At 67.5% G+C, this 26,472-nt stretch carries 30 protein-coding genes and 1 tRNA gene; 21 read left to right on the top strand and 10 right to left on the bottom strand.

Features of this window, described 5'->3' with window-relative positions; all coding sequences use genetic code 11:
• Positions 1-505 precede the first annotated feature (505 nt).
• From IEV96_RS10225 to IEV96_RS10215, 3 genes are read left to right on the top strand one after another with little or no spacing between them, the layout of a single operon-like run.
• The gene (locus tag IEV96_RS10225; RefSeq protein WP_188510502.1) at positions 506-952 is read left to right on the top strand and encodes a MaoC family dehydratase N-terminal domain-containing protein; all 447 of its coding nucleotides are present in this window, start codon (positions 506-508) and stop codon (positions 950-952) included.
• Entirely contained in the window at positions 949-1,350 is a 402-nt protein-coding gene (locus tag IEV96_RS10220; protein WP_188510501.1) for a MaoC/PaaZ C-terminal domain-containing protein, read from the top strand. Before IEV96_RS10225 ends, IEV96_RS10220 begins: the two co-directional genes overlap by 4 nt.
• Complete coding sequence (locus IEV96_RS10215) at positions 1,351-2,457, top strand: UDP-N-acetylmuramate dehydrogenase (RefSeq protein WP_188510500.1); 1,107 nt, start codon at positions 1,351-1,353, stop codon at positions 2,455-2,457.
• On the opposite strand, the gene IEV96_RS10210 is transcribed toward IEV96_RS10215, so the two are convergent.
• The 6 genes from IEV96_RS10210 to IEV96_RS10185 all read right to left on the bottom strand — a co-directional run bounded on the left by IEV96_RS10210 (position 2,458) and on the right by IEV96_RS10185 (position 7,875).
• Positions 2,458-3,072: a response regulator gene (locus IEV96_RS10210; RefSeq protein WP_188510499.1), complete on the bottom strand. Its 615-nt coding sequence runs from the start codon at positions 3,070-3,072 to the stop codon at positions 2,458-2,460.
• Complete coding sequence (locus tag IEV96_RS10205) at positions 3,069-4,220, bottom strand: sensor histidine kinase (RefSeq protein ID WP_188510498.1); 1,152 nt, start codon at positions 4,218-4,220, stop codon at positions 3,069-3,071. Before IEV96_RS10205 ends, IEV96_RS10210 begins: the two co-directional genes overlap by 4 nt.
• Positions 4,221-5,060, bottom strand: a complete 840-nt coding sequence (locus IEV96_RS10200) for an ABC transporter permease (RefSeq protein ID WP_188510497.1) — start codon at positions 5,058-5,060, stop codon at positions 4,221-4,223. It lies immediately after the preceding gene.
• Positions 5,057-5,977 (bottom strand): ABC transporter ATP-binding protein, encoded by a 921-nt coding sequence (locus tag IEV96_RS10195; RefSeq protein ID WP_188510496.1) that lies wholly within the window; start codon positions 5,975-5,977, stop codon positions 5,057-5,059. Before IEV96_RS10195 ends, IEV96_RS10200 begins: the two co-directional genes overlap by 4 nt.
• Positions 5,978-6,061: 84 nt before the next feature.
• On the bottom strand, positions 6,062-6,313 hold the full coding sequence (locus IEV96_RS10190) for a hypothetical protein (RefSeq protein ID WP_188510495.1): 252 nt from the start codon (positions 6,311-6,313) through the stop codon (positions 6,062-6,064).
• On the bottom strand, positions 6,310-7,875 hold the full coding sequence (locus tag IEV96_RS10185) for a PspC domain-containing protein (protein ID WP_188510494.1): 1,566 nt from the start codon (positions 7,873-7,875) through the stop codon (positions 6,310-6,312). Before IEV96_RS10185 ends, IEV96_RS10190 begins: the two co-directional genes overlap by 4 nt.
• A 114-nt stretch (positions 7,876-7,989) precedes the next feature.
• Here IEV96_RS10185 and IEV96_RS10180 point away from each other — a divergent pair, with 114 nt between their 5' ends.
• Complete coding sequence (locus IEV96_RS10180) at positions 7,990-9,159, top strand: ATP-binding protein (RefSeq protein WP_229733214.1); 1,170 nt, start codon at positions 7,990-7,992, stop codon at positions 9,157-9,159.
• Complete coding sequence (locus tag IEV96_RS10175) at positions 9,156-9,803, top strand: LuxR C-terminal-related transcriptional regulator (protein ID WP_188510492.1); 648 nt, start codon at positions 9,156-9,158, stop codon at positions 9,801-9,803. The genes IEV96_RS10180 and IEV96_RS10175 overlap by 4 nt, the downstream gene beginning before the upstream one ends.
• 94 nt (positions 9,804-9,897) lie before the next feature.
• On the opposite strand, the gene IEV96_RS10170 is transcribed toward IEV96_RS10175, so the two are convergent.
• Positions 9,898-10,803, bottom strand: a complete 906-nt coding sequence (locus tag IEV96_RS10170) for an endonuclease domain-containing protein (protein ID WP_188510491.1) — start codon at positions 10,801-10,803, stop codon at positions 9,898-9,900.
• Positions 10,804-10,935: 132 nt separating this feature from the next.
• Positions 10,936-12,150, bottom strand: coding sequence for a pyridoxal phosphate-dependent aminotransferase (locus IEV96_RS10165; RefSeq protein ID WP_188510490.1), 1,215 nt, complete (start codon positions 12,148-12,150; stop codon positions 10,936-10,938).
• A gap of 173 nt (positions 12,151-12,323) precedes the next feature.
• On the opposite strand from IEV96_RS10165, the gene IEV96_RS10160 reads away from it, so the two are divergent.
• The 6 genes from IEV96_RS10160 to IEV96_RS10135 all read left to right on the top strand — a co-directional run bounded on the left by IEV96_RS10160 (position 12,324) and on the right by IEV96_RS10135 (position 15,656).
• A tRNA-Trp gene (locus IEV96_RS10160) sits at positions 12,324-12,396 on the top strand.
• Positions 12,397-12,470: 74 nt separating this feature from the next.
• Complete coding sequence (gene secE, locus IEV96_RS10155; protein WP_188510489.1) at positions 12,471-12,752, top strand: preprotein translocase subunit SecE; 282 nt, start codon at positions 12,471-12,473, stop codon at positions 12,750-12,752.
• 67 nt (positions 12,753-12,819) lie between these two features.
• Complete coding sequence (gene nusG, locus IEV96_RS10150; protein WP_188510488.1) at positions 12,820-13,821, top strand: transcription termination/antitermination protein NusG; 1,002 nt, start codon at positions 12,820-12,822, stop codon at positions 13,819-13,821.
• Positions 13,822-13,933: 112 nt separating this feature from the next.
• Positions 13,934-14,365: a 50S ribosomal protein L11 gene (gene rplK / locus IEV96_RS10145; RefSeq protein ID WP_188510487.1), complete on the top strand. Its 432-nt coding sequence runs from the start codon at positions 13,934-13,936 to the stop codon at positions 14,363-14,365.
• Positions 14,365-15,054 carry a 50S ribosomal protein L1 gene (gene rplA / locus IEV96_RS10140; RefSeq protein WP_188510486.1) on the top strand — a complete coding sequence of 230 codons (690 nt, stop codon included), beginning with the start codon at positions 14,365-14,367 and terminating at the stop codon, positions 15,052-15,054. The genes rplK and rplA overlap by 1 nt, the downstream gene beginning before the upstream one ends.
• A 68-nt stretch (positions 15,055-15,122) precedes the next feature.
• Positions 15,123-15,656 (top strand): GNAT family N-acetyltransferase, encoded by a 534-nt coding sequence (locus IEV96_RS10135; RefSeq protein ID WP_188510485.1) that lies wholly within the window; start codon positions 15,123-15,125, stop codon positions 15,654-15,656.
• On the opposite strand, the gene IEV96_RS10130 is transcribed toward IEV96_RS10135, so the two are convergent.
• Positions 15,650-16,606: an NADP-dependent oxidoreductase gene (locus IEV96_RS10130; protein WP_188511214.1), complete on the bottom strand. Its 957-nt coding sequence runs from the start codon at positions 16,604-16,606 to the stop codon at positions 15,650-15,652. The genes IEV96_RS10135 and IEV96_RS10130 overlap by 7 nt on opposite strands.
• A 124-nt stretch (positions 16,607-16,730) precedes the next feature.
• On the opposite strand from IEV96_RS10130, the gene IEV96_RS10125 reads away from it, so the two are divergent.
• Positions 16,731-17,354 (top strand): NUDIX domain-containing protein, encoded by a 624-nt coding sequence (locus tag IEV96_RS10125; RefSeq protein ID WP_188510484.1) that lies wholly within the window; start codon positions 16,731-16,733, stop codon positions 17,352-17,354.
• A complete protein-coding gene (locus IEV96_RS10120; RefSeq protein WP_188510483.1) occupies positions 17,351-17,842 on the top strand; it encodes a GNAT family N-acetyltransferase in 492 nt (163 codons plus the stop codon). Before IEV96_RS10125 ends, IEV96_RS10120 begins: the two co-directional genes overlap by 4 nt.
• A gap of 21 nt (positions 17,843-17,863) precedes the next feature.
• On the opposite strand, the gene IEV96_RS10115 is transcribed toward IEV96_RS10120, so the two are convergent.
• Entirely contained in the window at positions 17,864-18,454 is a 591-nt protein-coding gene (locus IEV96_RS10115) for a YqaJ viral recombinase family protein (protein ID WP_229733395.1), read from the bottom strand.
• Positions 18,455-18,556: 102 nt separating this feature from the next.
• On the opposite strand from IEV96_RS10115, the gene IEV96_RS10110 reads away from it, so the two are divergent.
• The 8 genes from IEV96_RS10110 to IEV96_RS10075 all read left to right on the top strand — a co-directional run bounded on the left by IEV96_RS10110 (position 18,557) and on the right by IEV96_RS10075 (position 26,470).
• Positions 18,557-19,318 carry a response regulator transcription factor gene (locus IEV96_RS10110; RefSeq protein WP_188510481.1) on the top strand — a complete coding sequence of 254 codons (762 nt, stop codon included), beginning with the start codon at positions 18,557-18,559 and terminating at the stop codon, positions 19,316-19,318.
• The gene (locus IEV96_RS10105) at positions 19,318-20,775 is read left to right on the top strand and encodes a sensor histidine kinase (RefSeq protein ID WP_188510480.1); all 1,458 of its coding nucleotides are present in this window, start codon (positions 19,318-19,320) and stop codon (positions 20,773-20,775) included. The genes IEV96_RS10110 and IEV96_RS10105 overlap by 1 nt, the downstream gene beginning before the upstream one ends.
• A 32-nt stretch (positions 20,776-20,807) precedes the next feature.
• Positions 20,808-21,647: an NAD-dependent epimerase/dehydratase family protein gene (locus IEV96_RS10100; protein ID WP_188510479.1), complete on the top strand. Its 840-nt coding sequence runs from the start codon at positions 20,808-20,810 to the stop codon at positions 21,645-21,647.
• A gap of 206 nt (positions 21,648-21,853) precedes the next feature.
• The gene (gene rplJ / locus IEV96_RS10095; protein WP_188510478.1) at positions 21,854-22,369 is read left to right on the top strand and encodes a 50S ribosomal protein L10; all 516 of its coding nucleotides are present in this window, start codon (positions 21,854-21,856) and stop codon (positions 22,367-22,369) included.
• A gap of 52 nt (positions 22,370-22,421) precedes the next feature.
• Complete coding sequence (gene rplL, locus IEV96_RS10090; RefSeq protein ID WP_184238721.1) at positions 22,422-22,805, top strand: 50S ribosomal protein L7/L12; 384 nt, start codon at positions 22,422-22,424, stop codon at positions 22,803-22,805.
• Between the two features lie 271 nt (positions 22,806-23,076).
• Positions 23,077-24,402: an ABC transporter substrate-binding protein gene (locus tag IEV96_RS10085; protein WP_188510477.1), complete on the top strand. Its 1,326-nt coding sequence runs from the start codon at positions 23,077-23,079 to the stop codon at positions 24,400-24,402.
• Positions 24,403-24,515: 113 nt separating this feature from the next.
• Positions 24,516-25,487, top strand: coding sequence for a carbohydrate ABC transporter permease (locus tag IEV96_RS10080; RefSeq protein ID WP_188510476.1), 972 nt, complete (start codon positions 24,516-24,518; stop codon positions 25,485-25,487).
• Positions 25,484-26,470, top strand: a complete 987-nt coding sequence (locus tag IEV96_RS10075; protein WP_188510475.1) for a carbohydrate ABC transporter permease — start codon at positions 25,484-25,486, stop codon at positions 26,468-26,470. The genes IEV96_RS10080 and IEV96_RS10075 overlap by 4 nt, the downstream gene beginning before the upstream one ends.
• The last annotated feature ends 2 nt before the right edge of the window (positions 26,471-26,472 follow it).

Here is a 26,472-nt window from a genome sequence, read left to right as displayed (position 1 = left end):
GCGCCACGCCGCCGCACCTGACGCCGCACCCACCTCGACACGCCGCCGCACCTCGACACGCCGCCGCACCCGACACGCCCGCACCCAAATCGGGGGGCAAATCCGGCACCGAAATCTCGTCGCACGCGCGACATCCGCATGATTCCGCGGCACAGGAAATGTCAGTGGCCCGCGGGAGAATGTTAATCAGCGCGACACGCCGAAACACTAGATGTAGTGGAATGACACGGCTGTGATTCCCGTTATATAGTGAGAACCCTCGCAGCAACAGCTACGAACTAGACGACACAGAAGGAGGATCACATGGACAACGACAACGATTCAGTCGGCGGCTACGCAGTTCCCGTTGACCCGATGGATCTTCTGCAGTGCGACTCCTGCCAGTAGGCAGATAGCACCCCACAAGACCCCCGACGAAACCCCGGTTGCCGCAAGGCACCCGGGGTTTTGTGGTTCTCCGACCGCGAGCGGGCGAGGCTCAAAGCGGGGCACGTAGAATCACTACGTGCCAGTGAACCCCGAACTGCAGGGCCGCGTGTTCGCGCCTACTGCCCCGTACCTGGTGGGACGCGAGAAGATCCGCGAATTCTCCCGCGCCGTCCTCGCCACGAGCCCGCTGAACAATGATCCGGATGCCGCGAAGGCCGCGGGTTACGCCGACATCGTCGCGCCGCCCACGTTTCCCATCGTGATCCAGGAGTCGACGCTCGCCCAGCTGCTCGCCGAGCCCGACGCCGGAATCGACTTCACCCGCGTCGTGCACGGCGACCAGCGTTTCAGCTACACCCGCCCGATCGTCGCGGGCGACGAACTCACCGCGACCCTCGCCGTCACCGCGATCAAGTCGCTCGGCGGCCACTCCATGGTCACGTCGGAGTCGACGATCACCGACCAGACCGGCGCCCACGTCGTCACCGCCATCTCGACCCTCGTCGTCCGGGGAGACGAATGATCGCCGAACTGGGCGAGATCGTCGCCGAGAAGACCTACCGCCTGACCCGTGACTCCCTCGTGCGCTACGCGGGCGCTTCGGGCGACTTCAACCCGATCCACTACCGCGACGATGTCGCCGAGAGCGTCGGCCTGCCCGGCGTTCTCGCCCACGGCATGCTCACCATGGGCTTCGCCGTGCAGCCCGTCGTCGACTGGATCGGCGACAGCGGCAAGATCCTCGACTACCAGGTGCGGTTCACGCGCCCGGTCGTCGTCGACAGGGCGGATGGCGCAGAAGTGACCGTGGTCGCCAAGGTGGGCGCCCTCACCGACGCCGAGATCCGAATCGATCTGACCGTGACGTTCGCCGACCAGACCGTGCTCGGCAAGGCGCAAGCACGCGTCAGCCTCGCCTAGATGACTGACGGCAACGGCGCGACGCCGCTGGCAGAACTCACCACCATGCGCGTGGGCGGAGCGGCCCACGAGCTGCTCTCTCCCGCCACACGCGACGAGCTCGTCGCGGCCATGGTCGAGACCTGGGGCAGCGGCGAGGAGTGGATCGTGCTCGGCGGTGGGTCGAACGTGGTCGTCGCCGACGAGGGCTTCGACGGCACCGTCGTGCGCGTGCTCACCCGCGGTATCCAGCAGCTCTCCGACGACGACGGCCGCGTCGTGCTGCGCGTCGAGGCGGGCGAACCGTGGGACGACCTCGTGGCGTACACGGTCGACAACGGCCTCGCCGGCATCGAAGCCCTCAGCGGCATCCCCGGTTCGACCGGCGCGGCACCCGTGCAGAACATCGGTGCCTACGGCCAGGAGATCGCCTCCAGCCTCGTCGCCATCGAGTTCCTCGACTACCTCAGCGGCGACCTGCAGCGGCTCACCGCCGCCGACCTCGGGTTCGACTACCGCACGTCGACGCTGAAGCAGGGCAGGAGGGGGCTCGTGCTGTCCGTCGACCTCGAGCTGACCCGCAGCGCCGAGAGCGCACCCGTCGGCTACGCGCAGCTCGCCTCGACGCTCGGCGTGGAACTCGGAGCCCGTGTGCCACTGCGCGTCGTGCGCGACACCGTTCTGGCGCTCCGCGCATCCAAGGGCATGGTCCTCGACCCGGCCGACCCCGACTCGGTGAGCTGCGGCTCGTTCTTCACCAACCCGATCGTGGGCGAGAATTTCGCGAGGACCCTGCCCGAGCAGGCGCCGCGCTGGGCCAACGCGCCCGAACCGGCACCCGTCGCCGTGCCCCTCGGCGAGGAGCCGGCCGCGCCTCCCGCGCAGACCGACTTCCGCGTGAAGCTCAGCGCGGCCTGGTTGATCGAGAAGTCCGGCATCGGGCGCGGGTTCTCACTGCCGGGGTCGCGCGCGGCGATCTCGAGCAAGCACACGCTCGCCATCGTGAACACCGGGGGAGCGACCGCCGCCGAGGTAACCGAGCTGGGGCGTTACGTGCAGACCCGCGTGTTCTCGCAGTTCGGCGTGCGGATGGTCGCGGAGCCGGTGCTCGTCGGCGTCTGGCTGTAGCTACAGCAGCCCGAGCTCCATCGCCTTCGTGACCGCGCGCGTGCGGTCGTTCACCTCGAGCTTCTCGAAAGCGTGCAACAGGTGCGTCTTCACGGTTGCCTCGCCCAGGAACAGCTTCTTCGCGATCGCCGGGTTGCTCAGGCCCTGCGCGACGAGCCCGAGCACCTCGGTCTCGCGCGGGCTGAGCGTGATCGCGCGCGTCTTCACCCGCCCGACCAGCATCGCGGCGATCGACGGCGCGAGTGCCACCTCGCCGCGCGCCACCGACCGGATGCCGGCCAGGATCTCCTCCTGCGGCGCGGCTTTGAGCAGATAGCCGCTCGCCCCGGCCTCGATCGCGGTGAGGATCGATGCGTCGGTCTCGTAGGTGGTGAGCACGACGACCCGGATCGCCGGGCTCGCCTGCAGGATGAGCGCCGTCGCCTCGTCGCCGTCCAGCTCGGGCATGCGCAGGTCCATGAGCACGAGTTCCGGCGTGAGGGCGAGCGCCAGGTCGACGGCTTCGCGGCCGTTCGAGGCCTCGCCCACGACCTCGATATCGTCGGCCGCGGCGAGCAGCGCCACGATGCCGCCGCGCACGACGGGGTGGTCGTCGGCCACCAGCACGCGGATCACGCGAGGACCGCCGAACGCGGCAGGGTGGCGGTGAGCGAAGTGCCCACGCCGGGCGAACTGGCGATCGCGAGGGTGCCGCCGACGAGCGTGAGGCGGTCGCGCATGCCGCTCAGTCCGAAGCCGTCGTTCTCGAGAGCGGGATCGAAGCCGTCGCCGTCGTCGCGCACGATCAGAGTGACGGATGTCTCGTCGACGGTGAGTTCGAGGGTGGCGTTCGACGCCGCCGAGTGTTTGCGCACGTTGGCGAGTCCTTCCTGGGCGCAGCGCAGCAGCACCACTTCGGTGTCGCGGTCGAGCGGCGGGGTCTCGCCGACGACGCCGACGACGATGCCGGTCTCTCTGCCGAAGCGTGAGGCGAGCCGGTCGAGGGCGGCGCGGATGCCGCCTTCGGCCAACGCGACCGGTGCGCTCGCCGCCACGAGCGACCTGGTCTCGGCGAGGGCCGTGCGCGCGCTGTCTTCGAGCAGGTCGACGGTCTCGCCCACGGTCGGACTGCCGCTCACCAGCTCGCGCCGGGTGCGCTGGGCGAGCAGCACGAGACCGGTGAGGTCTTGCGCGATCGTGTCGTGGATCTCGCGGGCCAGCCGCTCCCGCTCGCCCATCGCCCCGGCGTCGCGGCTCACCGCCTCGAGCTGGGCCTGCGTCTCGCGGAGCTCGTCGATGAGCCGGGCCCGTTCGGCGCTCTCCTCCGAGATGCGAGTGATCCAGAAGCCGATGGCGAAGCTTCCCGCGAGCGAGATCGCCTCGATCACGACGGCCTGGCTGAGCGCGCTCCACGTACCCCCGAGGTACAGAAAGTAGCCGGTGCCCACGGAGACGGCGAGCGAGACGTTGGCGACGACCGCGGCTCGGGTGCTGCCCGCAAGCAGCCAGAGCAACGGGAAGGCGATCGCCTGGGCGGTGGCCATGCTCGGGCTGATCGCGGTGCCGACTCCGGAAAGCACGACGATGAGCGCGGAGACGGTGATGGCGCGCGGCGACCCGTCCTCGCTCCCGCGACCCAACGCGAACCAGACGACGATGATCGCCACGATGACCGCGCCGGCTCCGACTAGTTCGCCGCCCTCCGCCCCGTTCGCGAGCACGAGCGCGAAGAGAATCGCGGCCGCCGAAACGACCGCGATGTCCCACCCGCGAATGTTGCCCATTCAGCTATCTTTGCGGATCCAGCGGAACGTGATGCGGCACACGATCAGGCCGAGCACCAGCCACAGCCCGGTGACGAGGGCGACGCCCGCGAGATTCCACACGCCGCCGGGCTCCGCGCTCTCGAAGGTCTCGGGCAGGAAGACCGACCGCATCCCCTGCGCCATCCACTTAAGTGGGAACGCGCTCGCGGCGTTCTGCAGCCAGTCGGGCAGCTGGCTGAACGGCAGGTAGACCCCCGAGATGAACTGCAGCACGAGCGTGATCGGGATGACGACCGCGGAGGCGCTCTTTCCGCTGCGAGGCACCCGACTGAGCGCGATACCGAGCACCGCGGAGGTGGTGACCCCGAGAAGGAACACCCAGCCGAATGTTAACCACGCCCCGGCCTCCGTGGGCAGCGCGACGCCGAACACCACGCGGGCCACGATGAGCAGCAGCGCGGCCTGGGCGGCGCCGGTCACGAGGACCTGCCCGATCTTGCCGATGAAGTAGCTCGACACGGGCAGCGGGGTTCCGGCGAGACGCTTGAGGGTGCCGTCGCTGCGTTCCGTCGCGATGTCGATGGCGAGGTTCTGCAGGCCGCTCAGCAGCAGGCCCGCCGCGAGCATGCCGGGCAGGTAGTACGCCGCCGCGGTGACGTCGGCCCCCGTGTCATCCGTACCGAACGACTGGTCACTGAAGGCGGTCGAGAAGATCGTGAGCATCACGACGGGGAAGAGGAAGGTGAAGAACACCGAGTCGCCCTGGCGGAAGTAGGCGCGCACCTCGTTGACGACGCGGCTGCCGCCGAGGCGGAGCGACCGGCCGGCCGGGAGGCGGGGGATGGTGAGGGTGGTCATTTTGCTGTCTCCTTTTCGAGCACGGTCGCTGAGCCGCCTACGGTCGCTGAGCTTGTCGAAGCGCCGCGTTCGTACGCCGCCACGAGTTCGAGATAGATGTCTTCGAGGCTGGGGCGCACGACCTCCAGTCCGTCGAGTTCGCCGCCGTTCTCGCGCACGAGCGCGGCGACGAGCGTCGCCGGCTCTGTCGTTCTCTGCTCGCGCGCGACGCCCCTGTCGACCCAGCGCACGAGCGGCACGCGCGCATCCGCCCCACCGATCGTGTCTATCGGGCCGATGTCGATGAGCTTTCCCCCGGCGATGATGCCGGCCCGGTCACCCAGGTGTGCCGCCTCGTCGAGGTAGTGCGTCGTGAGCAGGATGGTGGTGCCCTCGTTCTTGAGCGAGAGGATGAGCTCCCAGAACTGGCGGCGCGACTCGGGATCGAAGCCGGTGGTCGGTTCGTCGAGGAACAGCAGGGCCGGGTTGCCGACGATGCCGAGGGCCACGTCGACGCGACGGCGTTGCCCGCCGGAGAGCTTGCGGATGAGGGTCTTCTGCTTGGCCTCGAGCCCCACGGCCGCGATGACCTCGTCGACGTCGCGCGGGTTCGGGTAGAGCCCGGCGAAGTGGGTGAGCTGTTCGCGCACCGTGACGTTGCCGCTCTCGCCGGTGGACTGCAGCACGATGCCGAGCTGCGCCTTCCAGGCGAGGCCGCCGCGGCCGGGATCGGTGCCCAGCACCGTCACCTCGCCCGAGGTGCGGTCGCGGTATCCCTCGAGGATCTCGATCGCGGTGCTCTTGCCCGCGCCGTTGGGTCCGAGCAGCGCGAAGGTCTCGCCCCGCCCGATGTCGAAGCTGACGCCGTCGAGGGCGTTGAGCGAGCCGTAGGACTTCCGTAGGTCGCGCACGGTGACCGCTGAGTCGTGGTTTGTCATGGTTCAACTGTGGCCTCGCGGGCGCGCGGGCGACAGCGGTGCACCGGTGGGCCGGCGGGTCAACCGGTCGGTGGAGGGGGGGTGCTAGCCCAGGTCGGGCTCGGCCTTGTCTTTGCGAGCTGCGCGCACGATCGCGGCGATGATGCCGGCGACTACCAGCACGGCGCCGAAGCCGACGACGCTCCAGACGATGGCCGCGGGAGTCGCGTCGCCGAAGTCGACCTGCGAGGCGAAGATGGCGATCGCCGCGACGACGAGCAGGATGCCGCCCCAGACGATCGTGCCGATGCGCGGTGTGAGGGGCGCGAGGGGGGTGGTGTTCGCGGTGTCGGTCATTCGCTTGTTCCTTCGATCATGTTGCCGGTCGCGGGGGCGCGCTGGATGGTGAGCTCGCCGACGCCCATGGTGATGTTCAGATTCGCCGAGCGCGCCGACCGGTCGGGGGCGGGCTCGCCATCGACCTGCTGGGGGATGTTGAACGAATCCGACCTGCCCACCAGCGAATCGCGGTCACGCGTCTCACGGCCGATCGTCGCGCTGTAGTAGAACTCCCCGTCGGCGGGGACGATCACCGTGACGTCGCCGATGCCGGAGACGAGCGTGAAGTTCTCATAGACGGGCATCAGCTCTCCCTCGAGCGCAGCCTGTTCACCCGCGGGAACCGGCTCGGCGTAGAAGTCGGTGAGGTCGATCACCGTGTCGCCGGTGCCGACGAAATAGACCTCGTTCGTCCAGTCGTAGTCGTCCGCCTGCGGCTCGAAGCGCACGTCGTCGGTGTAGCTGATGTTCGGGCCCTGCGGCACGATCGCGGCGACCAGCAGCACGGTGAGCACCACCGCGGCGACACCCTGCGAACCGCCGGGGCGTTTGCCCCTGGCGCCGTTGACGATGATGGCCACCGCGAGCACGGCGAGCATCGCGCCGAGGCCGGCTAGCAACGCCGCGCCGGTGATGGCGCCGCCGCCGACCGCGAGGGTCGTGAGCCCGCCGGTCACGAACGACGAGCCGATGAAGATGAACGAGTAGAGCGGGTTCGACCTGGTGCGTGCGTGGTGGGCCTGCTCGATCGCTCGACGCGCCGCGCGCTCCGCACGGTACTGCGCCTGAGCGGCGAGGCTCGCCGCGTGTTGTTCCGTCGCCTGACGCACCCGGAACGCGTCATTCTCGGCCTTCCACTGGGCCTGCTGCTGGCGCCAGGCGGCGAACTCCTCGGCGCTCGCCGTGGCGGCGGGGGCGGCCGGACGGGCGCCGGGGCCGGCGGCCGAGTCCGGCAGCACGGTCGTCGTGGGGTCGGTCGACGCCGGGTAGGGCTGCGGGATCGTGTCCGGCCGCGCGTCCGTCGTCGCGGGGGTGACGAGCGGGGCGTTGGATGCGCGGCTCGAGCGGCGGGCGACCCAGACCACGAACCAGACGAGCAGACCGAGCACCACGATGGTCCAGAGGGCGCGGCCGGCAGAGGCGCCCCAGAACGGCTCGCCCCAGTACGCGCTGCCGGCGAACCAGAAGCCCTGCGTCACGGGGAGCATGCTCAAGAGGATCAGCGCGCCGATTCCCGCGATGGGGGAGTCGAGGCGGCCCTTGAAGACCTCCTCGAGGTGGATCTTGTCGTCCTGGTCGGGCAGCAGCAGCCAGGCGGCGGCGTAGAGCAGGAAGGCGGGCCCGCCGAGGACGGCGACCACGACGATGATGCCGCGCACGATGAGCGGGTCGACGCCGAGCCGGGCGGCGATGCCGGCGGCGACGCCGCCGATCCAGCCGGGCTCGCGGGTGAGGTTGAGGGAGCGCATCCAGGCGAAGAAGCGGTTGCCGGCGAGCGGCGCGGCGGGAGGTGCCGGCTGTTCGGCGGCCCCCGGCTGTTCTTCGGGAGCCTCGGGCTGTGGGGAGGTATTCGTGGGCATGGCTCAATGCTGCCGCCCGCCAGCACCACCCGGCCATGGGGTAATCCCCTGACCGCACCCTGAGATGCCGACCCGGGGCATCCTGGGGTCTGTCAAACCTGCTTGTATTCAAGAGTGAAGACCGCCACCGAACGACCGCCGCTCGCGCGCCCGCGCCGCGTCGCGGTCGGCGGTGTCTGCCTCGCGGTCGCCCGCCACCTCGACGTATCGGTGCGCCGCGTGCGCTTTCTCACAGTGGCGCTCGCGCTGTGCGGCGGCGGCGGCGTGCTGCTCTACCTTTGGCTGTGGGCGTTCGTGCCGCTCGACCCGGCGGCCGACGACGACGAGGGCGTGCGGCGCTCGGCCCCCGCGACGGTGCTGCTGCTTGTCGTCGCCGGGTTGGCCGCGCTCGTCTTCCTCGTGACGGGCCGCGAATCGACGACGGCGCTGCTTTTCGTCACCTGCGCGAGCGGCCTCGCCGTGGCGTGGAGCCTCACCTTCGACCGCCACGACCCCGACCGTGGCGCCGCGGCCGGCACGGTGCTGCGGTTCGCGGCCGTCGTGCTGCTCGTCGTCTGCGGTGTGGCCGCATTGCTCGCCCGACCCACCGCGGAGAACGCCGTGCTCGGCGTCGCCATGGTGGTGCTCGGTGTCGCCGTGATCGCCGCCCCGCGCGTCGTCGCCCTCTCGAGCGACCTGCAGGCGGCCCGCACCGCGCGGGTGCGCGAAGAGCAGCGGGCCGAGATCGCTGCCCACCTGCACGACTCGGTGCTGCAGACGCTCGCGCTGATCCAGAACCGGGCGGGTGCCTCGAGCGAGGTCGCGCGCATCGCCCGTGCTCAGGAGCGCGAGCTGCGCGACTGGCTGTTCGTCGGCGACGCCCCCGTGGTCGCCGACCTCGCCACCGAGCTGCGCGATATCGCCGCCGCCATCGAGCTCGACTACGCGGTGCGCATCGACGTGGTCACCGCGGGGGAATCCGTAGACAACTCGAGCGGCGCCCTGCTCGCCGCGGCGCGCGAGGCCATGCTCAACGCCGCCCGTCACGCGGGCGGCGAGGTCTCCGTCTACGTCGAGACGCCGCCGGGCGCGATCGACGTGTTCGTGCGCGACCGGGGCCCGGGAGTCGACCTGCAGTCCCTTCCCGCAGACCGCCTCGGTATCCGAGAATCGATAATCGGTCGGATGTCACGTGCCGGAGGCATCGCGACGGTGCGCCCCGGCACCGGCGGCTCGGGCACCGAGGTGCACCTGCACCTCGAGGTCCCGCGCGACATCCGCCTCTCCCAAGGAGCCAGCTCGTGACCAACGTACTTATCGTCGACGACCACTCGATCTTCCGCTCCGGCCTGCGCGCCGACCTCGACGACTCGGTCGTGGTGCTCGGCGAGGCGGCCACGGTCGACGAGGCCGTAACGCTCATCGAGTCCCTGCGCCCCGAGGTCGTGCTGCTCGACGTGCACCTGCCCGGCGGTGCGGGCGGCGGGGGTGCCGAGGTGCTTCGGCGGTCGAGCGCCCTGCTCGACTCGGTGCGGTTTCTCGCCCTATCGGTCTCCGACTCGGCCGAGGACGTCGTCGGCGTGATCCGGGCCGGCGCCCGCGGCTACATCACGAAGGGCTCGTCGGGCGCCGAGGTCTCACGGGCCGTCGCCGCCGTCGCCGGGGGAGACGCCGTGTTCTCGCCCCGCCTGGCCGGCTTCGTGCTCGACGCGTTCGGAGCGGTGGCCGGCGAGCAGGCCGCGTCCGACGATGAGCTTGACCGCCTCAGCGCCCGCGAGCGCGAGGTCATGCGGCTCATCGCCCGCGGATACGCCTACAAGGAGGTCGCGACCGAGCTCTTCATCTCGATCAAGACTGTCGAAACCCACGTCTCGGCCGTGCTGCGCAAGCTGCAGCTCTCGTCGCGCTACGAGCTGACAGCCTGGGCCCTGGAGCGCAAGCTGCTCTAGCCGGCCGCGCCGCGCGCGGCCCGCCCCGCGTGGGCATTTGCGGGCTTCGCACCTCCCCAGGTCCCAGGAAGGCGCGGAACTCGCAAAACGTTGCTCACTCGAAGAACGGCCGCGATGCCAGGACCCGGATGACCCGGCGCACGAGCTCCTCCGGGTCGTTCAGGTCGTCGCCGTTCACCTGGATCACCACCCACCCGTCGGCCTCGAGCCGGGAGATGCGGGTCATGTCGGCGCGGAAGTTGGCCGCCGGGTCGTGGAACCGGCTCTGGTACTCGACGATCGTCTTGCGCTCGGGAAATGCGAGGTCTGCCCGGTAGCGATACCCGTCCGTGGTCGTGATCGGAAGGTTGACGGCGAGCCCGGGCAGACCGGCCTGCACGAAGATGACGCGCAGTTGCGACTCCTTCGGCGATTCCGAACGATCGTTGAGCAAGGGTAGAGCGTCGGCCAGCCTCGACCGGCCGGCCCTCGATCCGTGCCGCCGAACGGCTTCGGCGAGTCCGGCCGGCGTCGAAAGCGGCATCCGCCAGTGAATGACGTAGTCGCCGGCCGCGACGAGTTGCGACAGCGTGAGCGCGGCAGCGAGATCGCACCAGGTGCGGTCCGGTGACGCGACCCGGAGCGGACCCCATCGCTGTACGTCACCGTCGTCCGTGCGAACAGAGTGCCCGCGGATACCTTTGCCTGTCGGCGCCGTCCGCGGTGACGGTGCGGCTACGTGCAGCTCGCGGTCCTGTTCCAGTTTCCACGGCAGCGGGATGTGCATGATCTGGGCCGCGGTGTTCCCGTAGAAGTAGGCGACTTCGGGAAGGCGCACCTGCAGCATTCGGCAGAGCTCGTCCACACTCGGCTCGCCGCTCCCGGCCGCGTAGACACCGCGGAACGGGTGGAGGAGATCCTTGCCGCGAAGACGCTGACGCCCGAGCCCGGCGCGGAGGCCCTCCGCGGTCGTGAACGGTTCGCGGTCGAGGGGAGCCGGTAGGGGTTTGCGTGGTTTCACCCGACGATGGTGGCGGATGCCTGACCCGGTTCGCGCGAATTCTCCACAGTCCCGAATTGGTTGCGAGATCCGCACGTTCCGAACGCGCGGGAAGGTGCGGAACTCGCAAACGCGCGTGCCGGCGGCCGCCCCCTACGCGAACAGCTGCTGCAGCCGCCGCACGCCCTCGAGCAGCGGTTCGTCGCCCAGCGCGTACGACAGGCGCAGGTAGCCGCTCGGGCCGAACGCCTCGCCGGGCACGACGGCGACCTCGGCCTGGTCGAGGATGAGGTCGGCCAGTTCGAGCGACGTCGTGGGCGTGACGCCGCCCCACTCGCGGTTCAGCAGCCCCGTGACATCTGGGTACACGTAGAAAGCGCCCTCGGGGGTGGGGCACACGATTCCGTCGATCTTGTTCAGCTCGGCGACGATGAGCGTGCGGCGGCGGTCGAAGGCCTGGCGCATGACCTCGACCTCGTCCTGCGGGCCGGTGAGCGCGGCGAGGGCGGCGCGCTGCGAGATGTTCGACACGTTCGACGACAGGTGCGACTGCAGGTTGCCCGCGGCCTTCATCGCGTCGACGGGGCCGACCATCCATCCCACGCGCCAACCGGTCATCGCGTACGTCTTGGCGACGCCGTTGACCAGGATCGTCGTGTCGGCGAGCCCGGGCACGGCCTCGACGATCGAGATCGCGCGCGGCGCAACGGCCGGGTCGGAGGAGTAGGTCAGGTTCTGGTAGATCTCGTCGCTGATCACCCAGATGCCGTGGGCCAGCGCCCACTCGCCGATCGCCCTCGTGGCCTCGGGCGAGTAGACGGCGCCGGTCGGGTTCGACGGCGAGACGAACAGCAGCACCTTGGTGCGGTCGGTGCGGGCTGCTTCGAGCTGCTCCACGGTCACGAGGTAGCCCTGGTCGCTGCCGGCGAACACCTCGACGGGCACGCCGCCGGCGAGCTGGATCGCCTCGGGGTAGGTGGTCCAGTACGGCGCAGGCAGCAGGACCTCGTCGCCCGGGTCGACGATCGTGGCGAACGCCTGGTAGACGGCCTGCTTGCCGCCGTTGGTCACGACGACCTGGTTCGCGGCGACCTCGAGGCCGCTGTCACGCAGTGTCTTCGCCGCGATCGCCTCGCGCAGGTCGGGGAGGCCGACGGCTGGGGTGTAGCGGTAGTTTTTCGGGTCGAGGACGGCAGCGGATGCCGCGTCGACGATAGACGCCGGCGTCGCGAAGTCGGGCTCGCCTGCCGCGTAGCTGATTACCGGGCGACCCTGCGCCTGCAGCGCCTTCGCCTTGGCGTCGACCTTGAGGGTCGCGGATTCTGCGATAGCGCCGATGCGCCGGGAGATTCGAGGAAATGTGGCCACGCAGCTAGTGTAGGGCGGGACGGCAGGTCCGTTCCGGTCGCCCGGGATGACGGAACGCCGTCGATGCCTTACACTTGTCGAGGTAGTAATTCTGCCAAGCTTTTGCGCGCCATCTTCTGGCAATCCAGCCTGTGAGTTCGAAGTGTAATTAGCCGTGTGCCTCGCGCACGCAAAGGGCGGTGGCTCAATTGGTAGAGCAGCGGTCTCCAAAACCGCAGGTTGCAGGTTCAAGTCCTGTCCGCCCTGCAGGTGTCCTCACACATTTCGGTGTGAGGCACCGAGCACCACAACGACGAGCTGTCGGAAGGTAGTACTGAACAGTGGCTAGAAAAATTGCCGACGAGCCCAGCGAGGACGTCGTTGTCAACGCCCGTAAAGACAGTGCCGAAAAGCGCAGTCCGATCGGCCGCCTGTCGCTGTTCATCCGACAGGTAGTCAACGAGCTCAAGAAGGTCGTCACCCCGACCCGCAAAGAGCTCGTCAGCTACACCGGTGTCGTGTTGATCTTCGTGGTCATCATGATGGCCCTCGTGGGTGGGCTCGACTGGGTCTTCTCGCTCGCGGTCAACTACATCTTCGGTAACGGCGACATCACCTCTTAGGGTTTTCGCCGCGCACGACGCGTTCGGATCCGTCCGCTACGTGAAACAAGGAATGGAATGGAATTCAGTGTCTGAGAACCACCGCGACGATATCGACCTCGCGACCGCTGCAGAGCAGTCCTCTGAGGACGACGAAGCCCAGGAGGGCAACTCGCTGGCTGCTGACGAGGATTCCGTAGACGCCGCCGAAGAAGAGGCGCTGCACGTCGAAGACTCGAACGAGGAGGCGGGCGACCTCGCCGGACTCATCGAAGCGCTCGACGCCGCGATCGACCCCGAGGCCGACGCGATCGTCGACGACGCCATCGACATCGACTCGCTCGACGAGGCCGAGGCTTCGGTCGCCGCCGTCGAAGACGAGGCCGACATCGAGGCCGAAGAGGCCGCGAACGAAGAACTGGATGTCCCGCCGTACGACGGTCCCGAACTGGGCGACGACGGCGAGCCCATCGAGGTCGACCCCTACGAGGAGTTCCGCAAGGAGCTGAAGGCGCAGCCCGGCAAGTGGTTCGTCATCCACTCCTACGCCGGCTTCGAGAAGCGGGTGAAGCAGAACATCGAGAACCGCAAGATCTCGATGACCGTCGAAGACTCGATCTTCCAGGTCGAGGTTCCGATGGAAGACGTCGTCGAGATCAAGAACGGCCAGCGCAAGCTCGTCACCCGCGTGCGCATCCCCGGCTACGTGCTCGTCCGCATGGAGCTGAACGAAGACTCCTGGAGCGTCGTCCGCCACACCCCCGGCGTCACCGGCTTCGTGGGCAACGCCCACAACCCGACGCCGCTGCGCTTCAACGAGGCGTTCGAGATGCTCAAGGGCCTCGTGCAGATCGTCGAAGCACCGTCGAAGCAGGCTCCTGGCAAGGGCAAGAACACCGCCCGCTCGATCCCCGCAGAGATCGACTTCGAGGTCGGCGAGACCATCACGATCAAGGAAGGTTCGTTCGCGGGCCTCCCCGGTTCGATCAGCGAGATCAAGCCCGAGAGCGGCAAGCTCACGGTTCTCGTCTCGCTGTTCGAGCGCGAGACCCCGGTCGAGCTCAGCTTCGACCAGGTCACCAAGCTCTAGCGCACACCGTTCGCCCTTCGGGCGACAAACCCCACATACCACCGCTACCGGGATTCGCCCGGAGAGCGGGAGAGCGGCCGGCAACGGCTTCTCGAACAGAAAAGGAAAAACAATGGCATCGAAAAAGAAGGTCACGGGTCTGATCAAGCTTCAGATCCAGGCCGGCGCCGCGAATCCCGCGCCGCCTATCGGCCCGGCACTGGGCCAGCACGGCGTGAACATCATGGAGTTCTGCAAGGCGTACAACGCTGCGACCGAATCCCAGCGTGGAAACGTCATCCCCGTCGAGATCACCGTCTACGAGGACCGCACGTTCACGTTCATCCTCAAGACCCCGCCGGCAGCAGAGCTCATCAAGAAGGCCGCTGGCGTCGCCAAGGGTTCTTCGACCCCGCACACCGTCAAGGTTGCGAAGCTCACGCGCGAGCAGGTTCGCGCAATCGCCGAGCAGAAGATGGTTGACCTCAACGCCAACGACATCGAAGGCGCAGAGAAGATCATCGCGGGCACGGCTCGCTCTATGGGAATCACGGTGGACGCATAATGGCTACGAAATCCAAGGCCTACCGCGCCGCTGCCGACAAGATCGAAGAAGGCAAGTTCTACAGCCCGAGCGAGGCCGTTTCGGTCGCGCGCACCACGGGTTCCGCAAAGTTCGACTCCACGGTTGAGGTCGCCCTCAAGCTCGGTGTCGACCCCCGCAAGGCTGACCAGATGGTCCGCGGAACGGTCATCCTTCCTCACGGAACCGGTAAGACCGCCCGCGTCATCGTCTTCGCCACCGGCGCAGCGGCCGAGGCCGCTATCGCTGCAGGCGCCGACGAGGTCGGTGGAGCAGAGCTCATCGAGAAGGTCGCGGCCGGCTACGTCGGATTCGACTCCGCCGTCTCGACCCCCGAGCTCATGGGCCAGGTCGGCCGTCTCGGTAAGGTACTCGGCCCGCGTGGCCTCATGCCGAACCCGAAGACCGGAACCGTGACCATGGACACGGCCAAGGCCGTCTCCGAGATCAAGGGCGGAAAGATCGAGTTCCGCGTCGACAAGCACTCCAACGTGCACTTCGTCGCAGGCAAGGCTTCCTTCTCGGAAGACCAGCTCGCCGAGAACATCAAGGCTGCCCTTGATGAGATCGTGCGCGTCAAGCCGTCGAGCTCCAAGGGCCGCTACATCACCAAGGGCACCGTTTCGACGACCTTTGGTCCTGGCATCCCGCTGGACGTCAACGCGATCTAAGCAGTTCGCTAGATAAGAGAAGGGGTCCGCATCAGCGGGCCCCTTTTCTGCACCCCGAAAGGCTCGAAATGACTGTCACCGTTCGAATAGCGGGCCCGGATGACGCGGCTCTCCTTCACCGCCTGGCCGCGGCCACGTTCGCCCTCGCGTGTCCTCCCGGCACGACCGACGAGGCGGTCGCCGACTTCGTGGCGACCAACCTCTCCGAGGCGAAGTTCGCCGGCTACCTCGCCGATCCCGCCCGCGACCTGCTGATCGTGGATGCCGACGGCGTCGCGACCGGTTACACCATGCTCGTGGCCGAGGAGCCCTACGACGCCGACGTCGCCCAGGTGGTGACGCTGCGACCCACCGTGGAGCTCAGCAAGTTCTACATGCTGGCCACCGCGCACGGCACCGGCGCGTCGGCGGTACTGATGCAGCACAGCGTCGACGTCGCCAGGGCTCGAGGCGCAGCATCCGTCTGGTTGGGAGTCAACCAACTCAACGCGCGCGCCAACCGCTTCTACGAAAAGAACGGTTTCGAGCGCGTCGGCACGAAGCAGTTTCTCGTCGGCGGCAAGCTCGAAGACGACTTCGTGCGCGAGCGCACGCTTCAGTAGTCGCTGACCTTCAGCACGATCTTGCCCCGCGTGTGCCCGGTCTCGAGCGAACGGTGTGCGTCGGCCGCGGCATCCATCTCGAACACCTGGTCGACGAAGACGCGAACGTCGCCCGACTCCAGTAGGCGCGAGATGACGGCGAGGTTCGTCCCGTCGGGCGCCACCTTGTAGGTGGTGGCCCGCAGCCCGGCCGCGGTGGCGTCGTCGATGAACGACGGCCAGCTGCCGGTGGGCGCGTTGATGATGAGGCCGCCGTGCCGCAGGATCGACAGCGAACGCGTTCCGGTGTCGTCGTGCACGTTGCCGACGAGGTCGATGACGACGTCGACCTCGTCGAGCACCTCGTCGAAGCGCTCGCTCGTGTAGTCGACGGTCTCGTTGGCGCCGAGTTCGGTGAGCCATGCCAGATTGCGGGTGGATCCCGTCGCGATGACGTACGCGCCGAAGAAGCGGGCGAACTGCACGGCGAAGTGGCCGACGCCGCCCGCGCCGGCGTGGATCAGGATGCGCTGGCCCTCGTGCGCCTTGGCCACCTCGACGACCATGCCCCACGCGGTGAGCGCGGCGAGCGGTACCCCGGCCGCCTCCACGTGCGAGAGCGACTTGGGCTTGCGCGCGATGCTCAGGCTCGACACCGTGACGTACTCGGCGTAGCTGCCGCCGAAGCGGGGGAAGCCGGTCATGCCGTACACCTCGTCGCCGACCTTGATCGGGTGGCCCTCGTAGGGCACCGCCTCGACGATCCCGCTGAAGTCGTTGCCGAGGATGATCGGGAACGAGCCGATGGCCGGGGTGACCCCGCGCCCGGCCCTGGTCTTCGCGTCGGTCGGGTTCACGCCCGCCGCGACGACGCGCACGAGGAACTCGGAGTTCACGCTCACGGGCACTTCGGCGGTTCCGCACTCGAGAACTTCGGGTCCGCCTGCGCCGCCCATAAGGATGGCTCGCATCGTCGTCATCGTTGTGGCCTTCCCGCCGTGGTGCTTGTTCCCCAGTAAAGACGATGAATGATTCGGCGTTGTTACAGCGAGGTCACCTCGGTGCAAACTATCCCCGTCGATAGTGTGGAGGCCTATGTACAGCGCAGAAAACCCGCCAACCGACAACCCACGCGTCAGGGTCACCGACGTTCGACTGCTGAGCGACAACTGGTACCGCCTGCACACGACGACCTTCGACCTGCAGGGCGACGACGGTTCATGGTCGACCCAGTCCCGGGAGACCTACGACCGGGGTAACGGCGCGACGATCCTGCTCTACGACGTGGACCGCCGCACCGTGTTGCTCACCTCGCAGTTCCGCTACCCCGCCTACATCAACGGGCATCCGGGCGGAATGCTGATCGAGACGGCGGCGGGGCTGCTCGACGACGACGACCCGGAGACCGCGATCCGCCGTGAGGCGATCGAGGAGACCGGCCACCGGGTGGGCGAGGTCACGCACGTGTTCGACGCGTTCATGAGTCCGGGCTCGGTCACCGAGCGCCTGCACTTCTACGCGGCACCCTACGACGCGGGCACACGGGAACACGCGGGCGGCGGGCTCGCCGACGAGGGCGAGCACATCGACCTCGTCGAACTGGGCATCGACGAGGCGCTGGCGATGATCGACGGCGGCGAGATCATCGACGCCAAGACGATCATGCTGCTGCAGTGGGCGGTGCTGCGCGGCCCGTTCTCGGGTAGCGTCGGAGCATGAGCCACACCGTAGTAGTTCGTCCCGTGCGCGACGTCGATTCCGAGGAGCTGGGACGCGTGCAGGCCGCGTGCTGGCACGAAACCTACGACCACCTCGTGAGCGAGGCCGCCCTCACCCGGCTCTCACCCAAGCGCATGGCCGAGCTGTGGATCCACTACGCCGGCCTCGGCCCCGAGTACTCCCACGTGGCCCTGCTCGTCGACGGCGAGATCGTCGGCTTCGCGGGCGCCGGCCCCAGCCGCGATCCGGAGCTGCCCGACACCCGCGAGCTGTATTTCGTCTACCTGCGCCACGAGTTCCACGGCCAGGGCCTCGGGCAGCGCCTGTTCGACGCCGTCATCGACCCGGGCCCCGCATTCCTGTGGGTGGCCAAGGACTACCCGACGGCGCACCACTTCTACGAGCGCAACGGTTTCCGTCTCGACGGCGCCGAGCACATCGAGCCGTTCCTCGGCGAACAGATCCACGAGGTGCGCTTCGTGCGCTGACGGCGCGCCCAGCGGCGTCGCCTAGCGGCGCATCATGCCGAGCAGCTTGTTGGCGAGCCCGACCAGCACGTGGATCTCGTTGTCGTCGCGTTCGATCCAGCGCGTCTTGGGCTCGACATCCACCGGCACGAAATCGAGGTGCTGCTCCCACACCAACAGGGTGCGGTCCGCTCCGAGCACGTACTGCTGCCACCAGATCTGACGCAGGTACGAACGCGGCACACTCTTCCAGAGCGACGACGTGGTCTTGATCTCGGCGAGCACCACTGCGCCGTCGATGATCGCGACCCCGTCGGGAGTGGCCAGGTGGGATCGCTCGCCGTGTGCATGGAACAGTTCGGAACTCGGGTGGATGCCGTGAGCCGATCGCACCCAGCGGGCGATCTCCGGTTCTCGCGCGTTTCCGTGGTCGGTGTAGGCGTTGCCGCCGAACGAGCTGCCGTTGATCTTGTCGAACGCCACCGAGCTCAGCGATCGCTCGCTCGACAGGCGCGCGACATCGGTCGCCGTGACACCGCGGCTGCGCGCACGCAACCACGCGACGCGGTCGGAGGAGTTCGCCAGGACGCGTGACCTGTGGTCGGGGGCCGGCTCGTCCCAGAGGGAAAGCATCGGCTGCACGAAAGTCACCTGTCTATTGTGCATCGTGTTCGACCGGATGCCGGTGTGCGCCGCTCACAGGCCACGCATAGAAAACTCCCAATACTTGGAACAATGAGCAAAGAAGAGCCGGTTTCGCGTCACGTCGGATCCACCCAGCCCCCGCGGCTGACCCGGGTGGACGGGACCCCGATCAGGGTCGTCGTCGTCGACGACGAGGATTCGCTCACCGACCTGCTGTCGATGGCCCTGCGCTACGAGGGCTGGGACGTGAAAATCGCGTCCGACGGCCGCACGGCGATGGCGCTCACCCGGGAGTTCCGGCCCGACGTGATCGTGCTCGACATCATGCTGCCCGACATCGACGGCCTGCAGGTCCTCACCCGGCTGCGCGCCGACGGCATCAACACCCCGATCCTCTTCCTCACCGCGAAAGACTCCCTCGACGACCGCATCGTCGGCCTCACCGTTGGCGGCGACGACTACGTCACCAAGCCGTTCAGCCTCGAAGAACTGGTGGCGCGCCTGCGCGGGCTCATCCGTCGCTCCACCCTCGTGCTCAGCGAGAGCGACGACTCCTATCTCACCGTCGGCGACCTCAGCCTCGACGAGGACTCCTACGAGGTGCGCCGTGCCGACACCGTGATCGAACTCACCGCCACCGAGTTCGAACTGCTGCGGTACCTCATGCGCAATCCGCGCCGGGTGCTGAGCAAGAGCCAGATCCTCGACCGCGTCTGGAGCTACGACTTCGGTGGCAAGTCCAGCGTCGTCGAGCTCTATGTCTCCTACCTGCGCAAGAAGATCGACACCCTCGGCGAACCGATGATCCACACCGTGCGCGGCGTCGGGTACGTGCTGAAGCCGGCGAACTGATGCGGCTTTCCCGCGCCAGGTGGACCCTGCGTCAGCGGCTGGTCTTCGGCATCGTTGCCCTGCTCGCCGCCGTGAGCTTCGTCGTCGGCGCGGTGAGCGTGCTCGCCCTGAACGATTCTCTCGTCGGCAAGCTCGACGACCAGGTGGTGTCGGCGAGCAGCCGCTTCCAGAACATCGCCGACCGCCCGGGGCCGGGCGATGGGTCGGGCGGGCGACCTCCCGGCGACACGGCGCCGCTCGCGGGACTGCCGCCGGGCACGGTGGCCGGGTACAACCTGGGCGGCACGGTCGTCGCTGTGGTGCTCGACGACGAGCTCGACGTCACAGCGCTCACCGCGACGCAGAACGCCCGGCTCGCGGCGCTGACCGTCGAAGACACACCCGTCACCGTCGACCTCGGCGGCGACCTCGGCGAATACCGCTTCGTGCTGACGACGGCGAGCTCGCAGGAGAAGGTGCTCATCGGCATGTCTCTCGCCGAGGTGCACTCCACGGTGAACCAGGTGCTGCTCGTCGTGGTGCTGGTGACCCTCGCCGGGCTCGTGGCCGCGTTCGCGGTGGGCACGGCGATCGTGCGCGTCGCCCTGCGGCCGCTCGAACGGGTCGTCGCCACGGCATCCCACGTCGCCGAGCTTCCGCTCGAACGCGGCGAGGTCGCGCTGGCCGTGCGGGTGCCCGACGAAGACTCCGACCCGCGCACCGAGGTCGGCCAGGTCGGTGCCGCCATCAACCGCATGCTCGGGCACGTCTCGGCCGCCCTCACCGCTCGCGAGGCGAGCGAGAAGAAGGTGCGCACCTTCGTGGCGGATGCCAGCCACGAGTTGCGCACGCCCCTCGCGTCCATCCGCGGATACTCCGAGCTCACGCGCCGCGGCGGCCACGAACTGCCCGCAGACGTCGTGCACGCCCTCGCGCGGGTGGAAGCCGAATCGATCCGCATGACCTCCCTCGTCGAAGACCTGCTGTTGCTCGCCCGGCTCGACGACGGACGCAGTCTCGAAAGCCTGCCGGTCGACCTCGGTCAGCTGCTCACCGACGCGGTGAGCGACGCCTACGCGGCCGGCCCCGATCACGAGTGGGCCCTGGAACTTCCCGAGCAGCCGGTGCTGGTCGTCGGCGACGGCGCCCGGCTGCATCAGGTGGTCGCGAACCTGCTGGCCAACGCGCGGGTGCACACGCCCGCCGGAACGACGGTCGTGACATCCGTATCTCTGAGCGGCGGCTTTGCCGACGTGCGCGTGTCCGACGACGGCCCCGGCATCGACGAGCGGGTGCGCGACACCGTCTTCGAGCGCTTCGCGCGAGGCGACAGCTCGCGGTCTCGGGTGGCAGGCAGCACGGGTCTCGGGCTGGCGATCGTCGCGGCCATCGTCGAGGCGCACGGCGGGTCGGTGGGGGTCGAGAGCGAGCCGGGTAACACGGTGTTCACGGTGTCGCTACCCATCCACGCGGATTGAGCCCGTCGAAAATGCGGTGCCAGACTGACACCATGCGCATTCTCGTCACGGGCGGTTCAGGAAAACTCGGTTCGGCCGTCGTAACCGGCCTCACGGAAGCCGGCCACTCGGTCGTCAACCTCGACGTGGCGGGGGAGCGCGGTCCCGGTTTCCTCCGCATCGACCTGACCGACTACGGCCAGGTCGTCGACGCGTTCTCGGGGGTCGACGACAAGTACAGCGCGGTCGACGCCGTCGTGCACCTCGCGGCCATCCCGGCGGGCGGCATCCACGCCGACTCGGCGACGTTCCACAACAACATGAACGCCACCTTCAACGTGTTCCAGGCCGCGCGACGGGCCGGCATCACAACGATCGTCTACGCCTCGAGCGAGACGCTGCTCGGCATCCCGCTCGAGATCGACCCGCCCTACCTGCCGCTCGACGAGGACTACCCGTCGCGCCCCGAGTCGATGTACGCGGTCACCAAGCACCTCGAGGAGGAACTCGCGCAGAAGCTCGTGCGCTGGGACCCCGCGCTGAGCATCACCGCACTGCGCTTCTCCAACGTGATGGACGCGGGCGACTACGCGGCGTTCGAGGGATACCAGGACGACATCACGCTGCGCCGGTGGAACGCGTGGGGGTACATCGACTCGCGCGACGGCGCACAGGCCGTGCTCAAGGCGCTCGAGCTCGCCGCCCCGGGCTTCGACCGGTTCATCATCGCCGCGGCCGACACGGTGATGCGCACGCCGAGCTCCGAGCTCGCCGCGGCCGGCTTTCCCGGCGTCGAGCTGAAGCGCGAGGTGGCCGGCACCGAGAGCCTGCTCTCGATCGAGAAGGCGCGGCGCGTGCTGGGCTACGAGCCGCGGCACAGCTGGCGTGACTGACCGGGTGTGCTACTCTGTACGAAGCCAAAGACCGCAGGTTGTCTCGAGCCCTCACGGGTTCGATTCCATAAATCCAGCGCAGGTGTTCGAAGTCACCTTCTTGTGAAGTGAAGCTCCGCGCAACTGCGTGGGGCTTTCTGTTTTTAACAGCCCAAGTTTCTTCCTGCGTCTCCTTGGCTAATGACAATCATCAATTAAGGAGAGCCATGGCGAACAAGGAAGCATCGGTTGCCGAGCTTACGGAAAAATTCCGTAGCTCCAACGCCGTTCTGCTCACCGAGTACCGCGGTCTCACTGTTGCCCAGCTCAAGTCGCTGCGCAAGTCACTCAGTGCAGACGCAACGTACGCCGTGGTAAAGAACACGCTGACCAAGATCTCGGCCAACGCGGCAGGTATCACTTCGTTTGACGACGAACTGACCGGCCCGTCCGCGATCGCATTTGTGCACGGAGACACTGTCGCCGTCGCAAAGGTTCTGCGCGACTTTGCCAAGGCAAACCCGCTGCTCGTCGTGAAGAGCGGTTACCTCGACGGTAACTCGCTCACCGCGAACGACGTTGCGAAGCTCGCCGACCTCGAATCCCGTGAAGTGCTGCTTGCCAAGATGGCCGGCGCAATCAAGGCTTCGCTGTTCGGTGCGGCATATCTCTTCAACGCTCCGCTCTCGAAGGCCGTTCGCACGGTCGAGGCGCTGCGTGAGAAGCAGGAGTCCGCGAACTAGGCACAGCCTGACCCGCGGTTAGAAAAGCTAAGAAACACACAAGGAGAAAATCATGGCAAAGCTGTCAAGCGAAGAGCTCATCGAAGCCTTCAAGGAACTGACTCTCATTGAGCTCAGCGAGTTCGTCAAGAAGTTCGAAGAGGTCTTCGAGGTCACCGCCGCCGCTCCCGTCGCAGTTGCTGCTGCCGGTGGCGCTGCTGCTGCCGTCGAAGAGGTCGAGGAGAAGGATTCCTTCGACGTCATCCTCGAGTCGGCTGGCGAGAAGAAGATCCAGGTCATCAAGGAGGTCCGCGCGCTCACGAGCCTCGGACTCGGCGAGGCCAAGGCTGTCGTAGACGGCGCCCCCGGCGCAGTCCTCGAGGGTGTCAACAAGGAGACCGCCGAGAAGGCAAAGGCTCAGCTCGAAGAAGCTGGCGCCACCGTCACGCTCAAGTAGTCCCGTCCCCGCTAGGGGACCCGCCGAAGGCACCGCTTCCTCGCGAAGCGGTGCCTTCGTGCATTTAAGGGATTCGTGATCATAGCAGGCGTGGGAGCGCTACCACGGAACGGTACAACGGTTTGTGACGGTTTCTCCCAAGCGCTTGCATACCCCCTTCCCGTGCCATACGTTGTGTGTGGAACCGTTGTCAACGGAACCGCCCTTGCATCACTTTCGAACGCCCCGCGCAGAGAAGCGCGGGGCGCATTTATCTCAATGAGGAGGAAAAATGAGTTCCGCTTTCAAGCGCCGTCTACTCATACCGATCGCTGCAGCAGGCGTCGTCGGTCTCGCGCTCACCGGCTGTACCGGCGACACCCAGCAGTCAGCAGAAGACACCGATTGCTCCGAATACGAGTCGTACGGAACGTTCGACGGCGACGAGGTCACGATCTCCGGCACCATCGTCGAAACCGAGGCAGACCGACTCATCGCATCGTGGGCCGACTTCGCCACCTGCACCGACATCACCATCGACTACCAGGGCAGCCGCGACTTCGAGGGCAACATCGCCCAGCTCGCCGAGGGTGGCAACGCCCCCGACATCGGAATCGTGCCTCAGCCCGGCCTCGTCTCGCTCCTCGCGGAGAACGGCTACCTCCAGCCGGCTCCCGCAGAGGTCGAGGCGAACACCGACGAGTTCTGGTCCCCCGACTGGAAGGCATACAGCACCTTCGACGACGTCTTCTACGGCGCCCCGATGCTCGCCAGCGTCAAGGGTTACATCTGGTACTCGCCGGCCGAGTTCGAGGAGAAGGGCTACGAGACGCCCACGACCCTCGACGAGCTCATGGAGCTGACCGAGACCATCGCGGCCGACGGGGACCACCTCCCCTGGTGCGCCGGCATGGAATCCGGTGACGCAACGGGTTGGCCCGGAACCGACTGGATCGAAGACTTCGTGCTCCGCGAGGCGGGCCCCGACGTCTACGACCAGTGGGTGAACCACGAGATCCCGTTCAACGACACCGCCATCGTCGGAGCATTCGACTCCGCCGGAGAGATCCTGAAGAACTCGGAGTACATCGACACCGAGTCGCTCATCTCCACCCCGTTCCAGGAGGGTGGCCTGCCCATCCTCGACGGACAGTGCTCGCTGCACCACCAGGCATCGTTCTACGAGGTCAACTGGGGCGAGGGCGTCGAGGTCGCACCCGACGGTGACGTCTACGCGTTCCTGATGCCGCCCGCAGACGCTGACGACCCGCTCGCCGTGACCGGCGGTGGCGAGACCGTCGTCGCCTTCGAGACGAGCGACGCGATCACCGCCGTGCTCACGCACATGTCGAGCGACACGTTCGCCAACCTGCGCGTCGAACAGGGCGGAACGGTCAGCGCCAACACCGGCGTCGACCCGTCGCTCGCGTCCAGCCCGCTGCTGGAAGACACCATCGAGATCCTCCAGGACCCCGACGCGACGTTCCGCTATGACGGTTCCGACCTCATGCCGGGCGCCGTCGGCTCGAACTCGTTCTGGAAGGGCATCGTCGGCTGGTTGAGCGGCGACAGCACGCAGCAAACCGTCGACGCTATCGAGAGCAGCTGGCCGCAGTAGCCCGTTGTAGTCGAGTGCGGGGCGGGGCCTCAGGGTCCCGCCCCGCACTCGCACATCCTGCCGCACCGGGCAGCATCACCCAGTCAGCGTCGAATGGAAGGTAGGGGTACGTCATGACCACAGCGGATCTCATCGGTAAGTTGATACAGGTCGTCGGAGGGCTCGCGATTTTCGCCGCCGTCGTCGGCCTCGTTTTGTTTTTCGTCGACAAGGCGCCGAAGCGCCAGCGCGACTACGTCGTCCTCGCGGCCTTTGTCGGCCCGGCCCTGGTGCTCCTCGTCGGGGGACTGATCTACCCGGCGATCCGCACCACGGCGCTCGCCTTCTTCAACCGCACGGGCGACCCCGTGGGTTTCGAGAACTTCATCTGGGCGTTCACGCAGCCCGACGCGGTGCGAACCCTGGTCAACACGGTCATCTGGGTCGTGCTGGTTCCCACCATCTCCACTATCGCGGGACTCGCCTACGCCGTCTTCATCGACAAGTCGCGTGGTGAGAAGTTCTTCAAGGCCCTCGTGTTCATGCCGATGGCCATCTCGTTCGTCGGTGCCGGAATCATCTGGAAGTTCGTCTACGACTACAAGTCGCAGGGGCGCGACCAGATCGGCCTGCTGAACGCCGTCGTCGTCGCGTTCGGCGGCGAGCCGGTCCAGTGGCTGCAGTCGTCACCGCTGAACACGTTCCTGCTCATCGCGGTCATGGTGTGGATCCAGACCGGATTCGCCATGGTCGTGCTCTCCGCGGCCATCAAGGGCGTGCCGGCCGAGCAGATCGAGGCCGCGCAGCTCGACGGCACCAACGCGTGGCAGCGGTTCCTGAACGTCACCGTCCCCGGGATCCGGGGCTCGCTCGTGGTCGTCGTGACGACCATCTCGATCGCGACCCTCAAGGTGTTCGACATCGTACGAACGATGACCGCCGGAAACTTCGACACCAGCGTCGTCGCCAACGAGATGTACACGCAGGCGTTCCGAGCCAACGAGCCCGGACGGGGCGCCGCACTGGCCGTCATCCTCTTCGTCCTGGTGCTCCCCATCGTCATCTACAACGTCCGAGTACTCCGCAGTCAGAAGGAAGTCCGATGAGCGTATCTCCCGTCGACCTGCCCGTTTCGGGGTCGCGCCCCGTCAAGGGCGGCATCGAACTCGCCGAAGAGGGCACCAAGACCAGTCGGGTCAAGCGGCGCTTGACGTCGCGTCGCGCCACGCTCGCCGCTGTGATCATCGCCGTGCTCTGGACGACCCCGACCTTCGGGCTGCTGATCTCGTCGTTCCGCCCGGCCGAGCAGATCCGCACGACCGGCTGGTGGACGTTCTTCAGCAACCCGGTGCTCACCCTCGACAACTACCAGGACGTGCTCCTCTCGTCGTCGCAGTCGTCGCCGCAGCTGGGCGCCTACTTCGTCAACTCGCTGTCGATCGCGATCCCCGGCACGATCTTCCCGCTCGTCATCGCGTCGATGGCCGCGTACGCCTTCGCCTGGATCAAGTTCCGCGGAAGCGGCGTGCTCTTCATCCTGGTGTTCGCGTTGCAGATCGTGCCGCTGCAGATGGCCCTCATCCCGCTGCTGCAGACCTTCGGCGTGATCCTGCGTCCCGGCCAGGAGTGGCTGCACGACGTCATCCCCTCCATCCCCGAGCAGAACTTCCTGCCGATCTGGATCGCGCACACGATCTTCGCGCTTCCCCTGGCGATCTTCCTGCTGCACAACTTCATCTCCGAGATTCCCGGCGAGGTGATCGAGGCCGCGCGGGTCGACGGCGCGAGTCACATGCAGGTCTTCCTGCGCATCGTGCTTCCGCTGGCCCTGCCGGCCATCGCCTCGTTCGCGATCTTCCAATTCCTCTGGGTGTGGAACGACCTGCTCGTGGCGCTGATCTTCTCCGGCGGCACGCAGGACGCGGCGCCGTTGACGCAGAGATTGGCGGAACTCACCGGAACCCGAGGGCAGGACTGGCAGAGATTGACGGCGGCGGCCTTCGTCTCGCTCATCGTGCCCCTCATCGTGTTCTTCGGCCTGCAGCGCTACTTCGTGCGCGGCCTGCTGGCGGGTTCGACGAAGGGCTGACG

The sequence above is a fragment of the Conyzicola nivalis genome (assembly GCF_014639655.1).
GTDB classification, from domain to species: domain Bacteria; phylum Actinomycetota; class Actinomycetes; order Actinomycetales; family Microbacteriaceae; genus Conyzicola; species Conyzicola nivalis.
The sequence above is the reverse complement of the archived record's forward strand: the minus strand, read 5'-3'. Positions and strand labels throughout refer to the sequence as shown.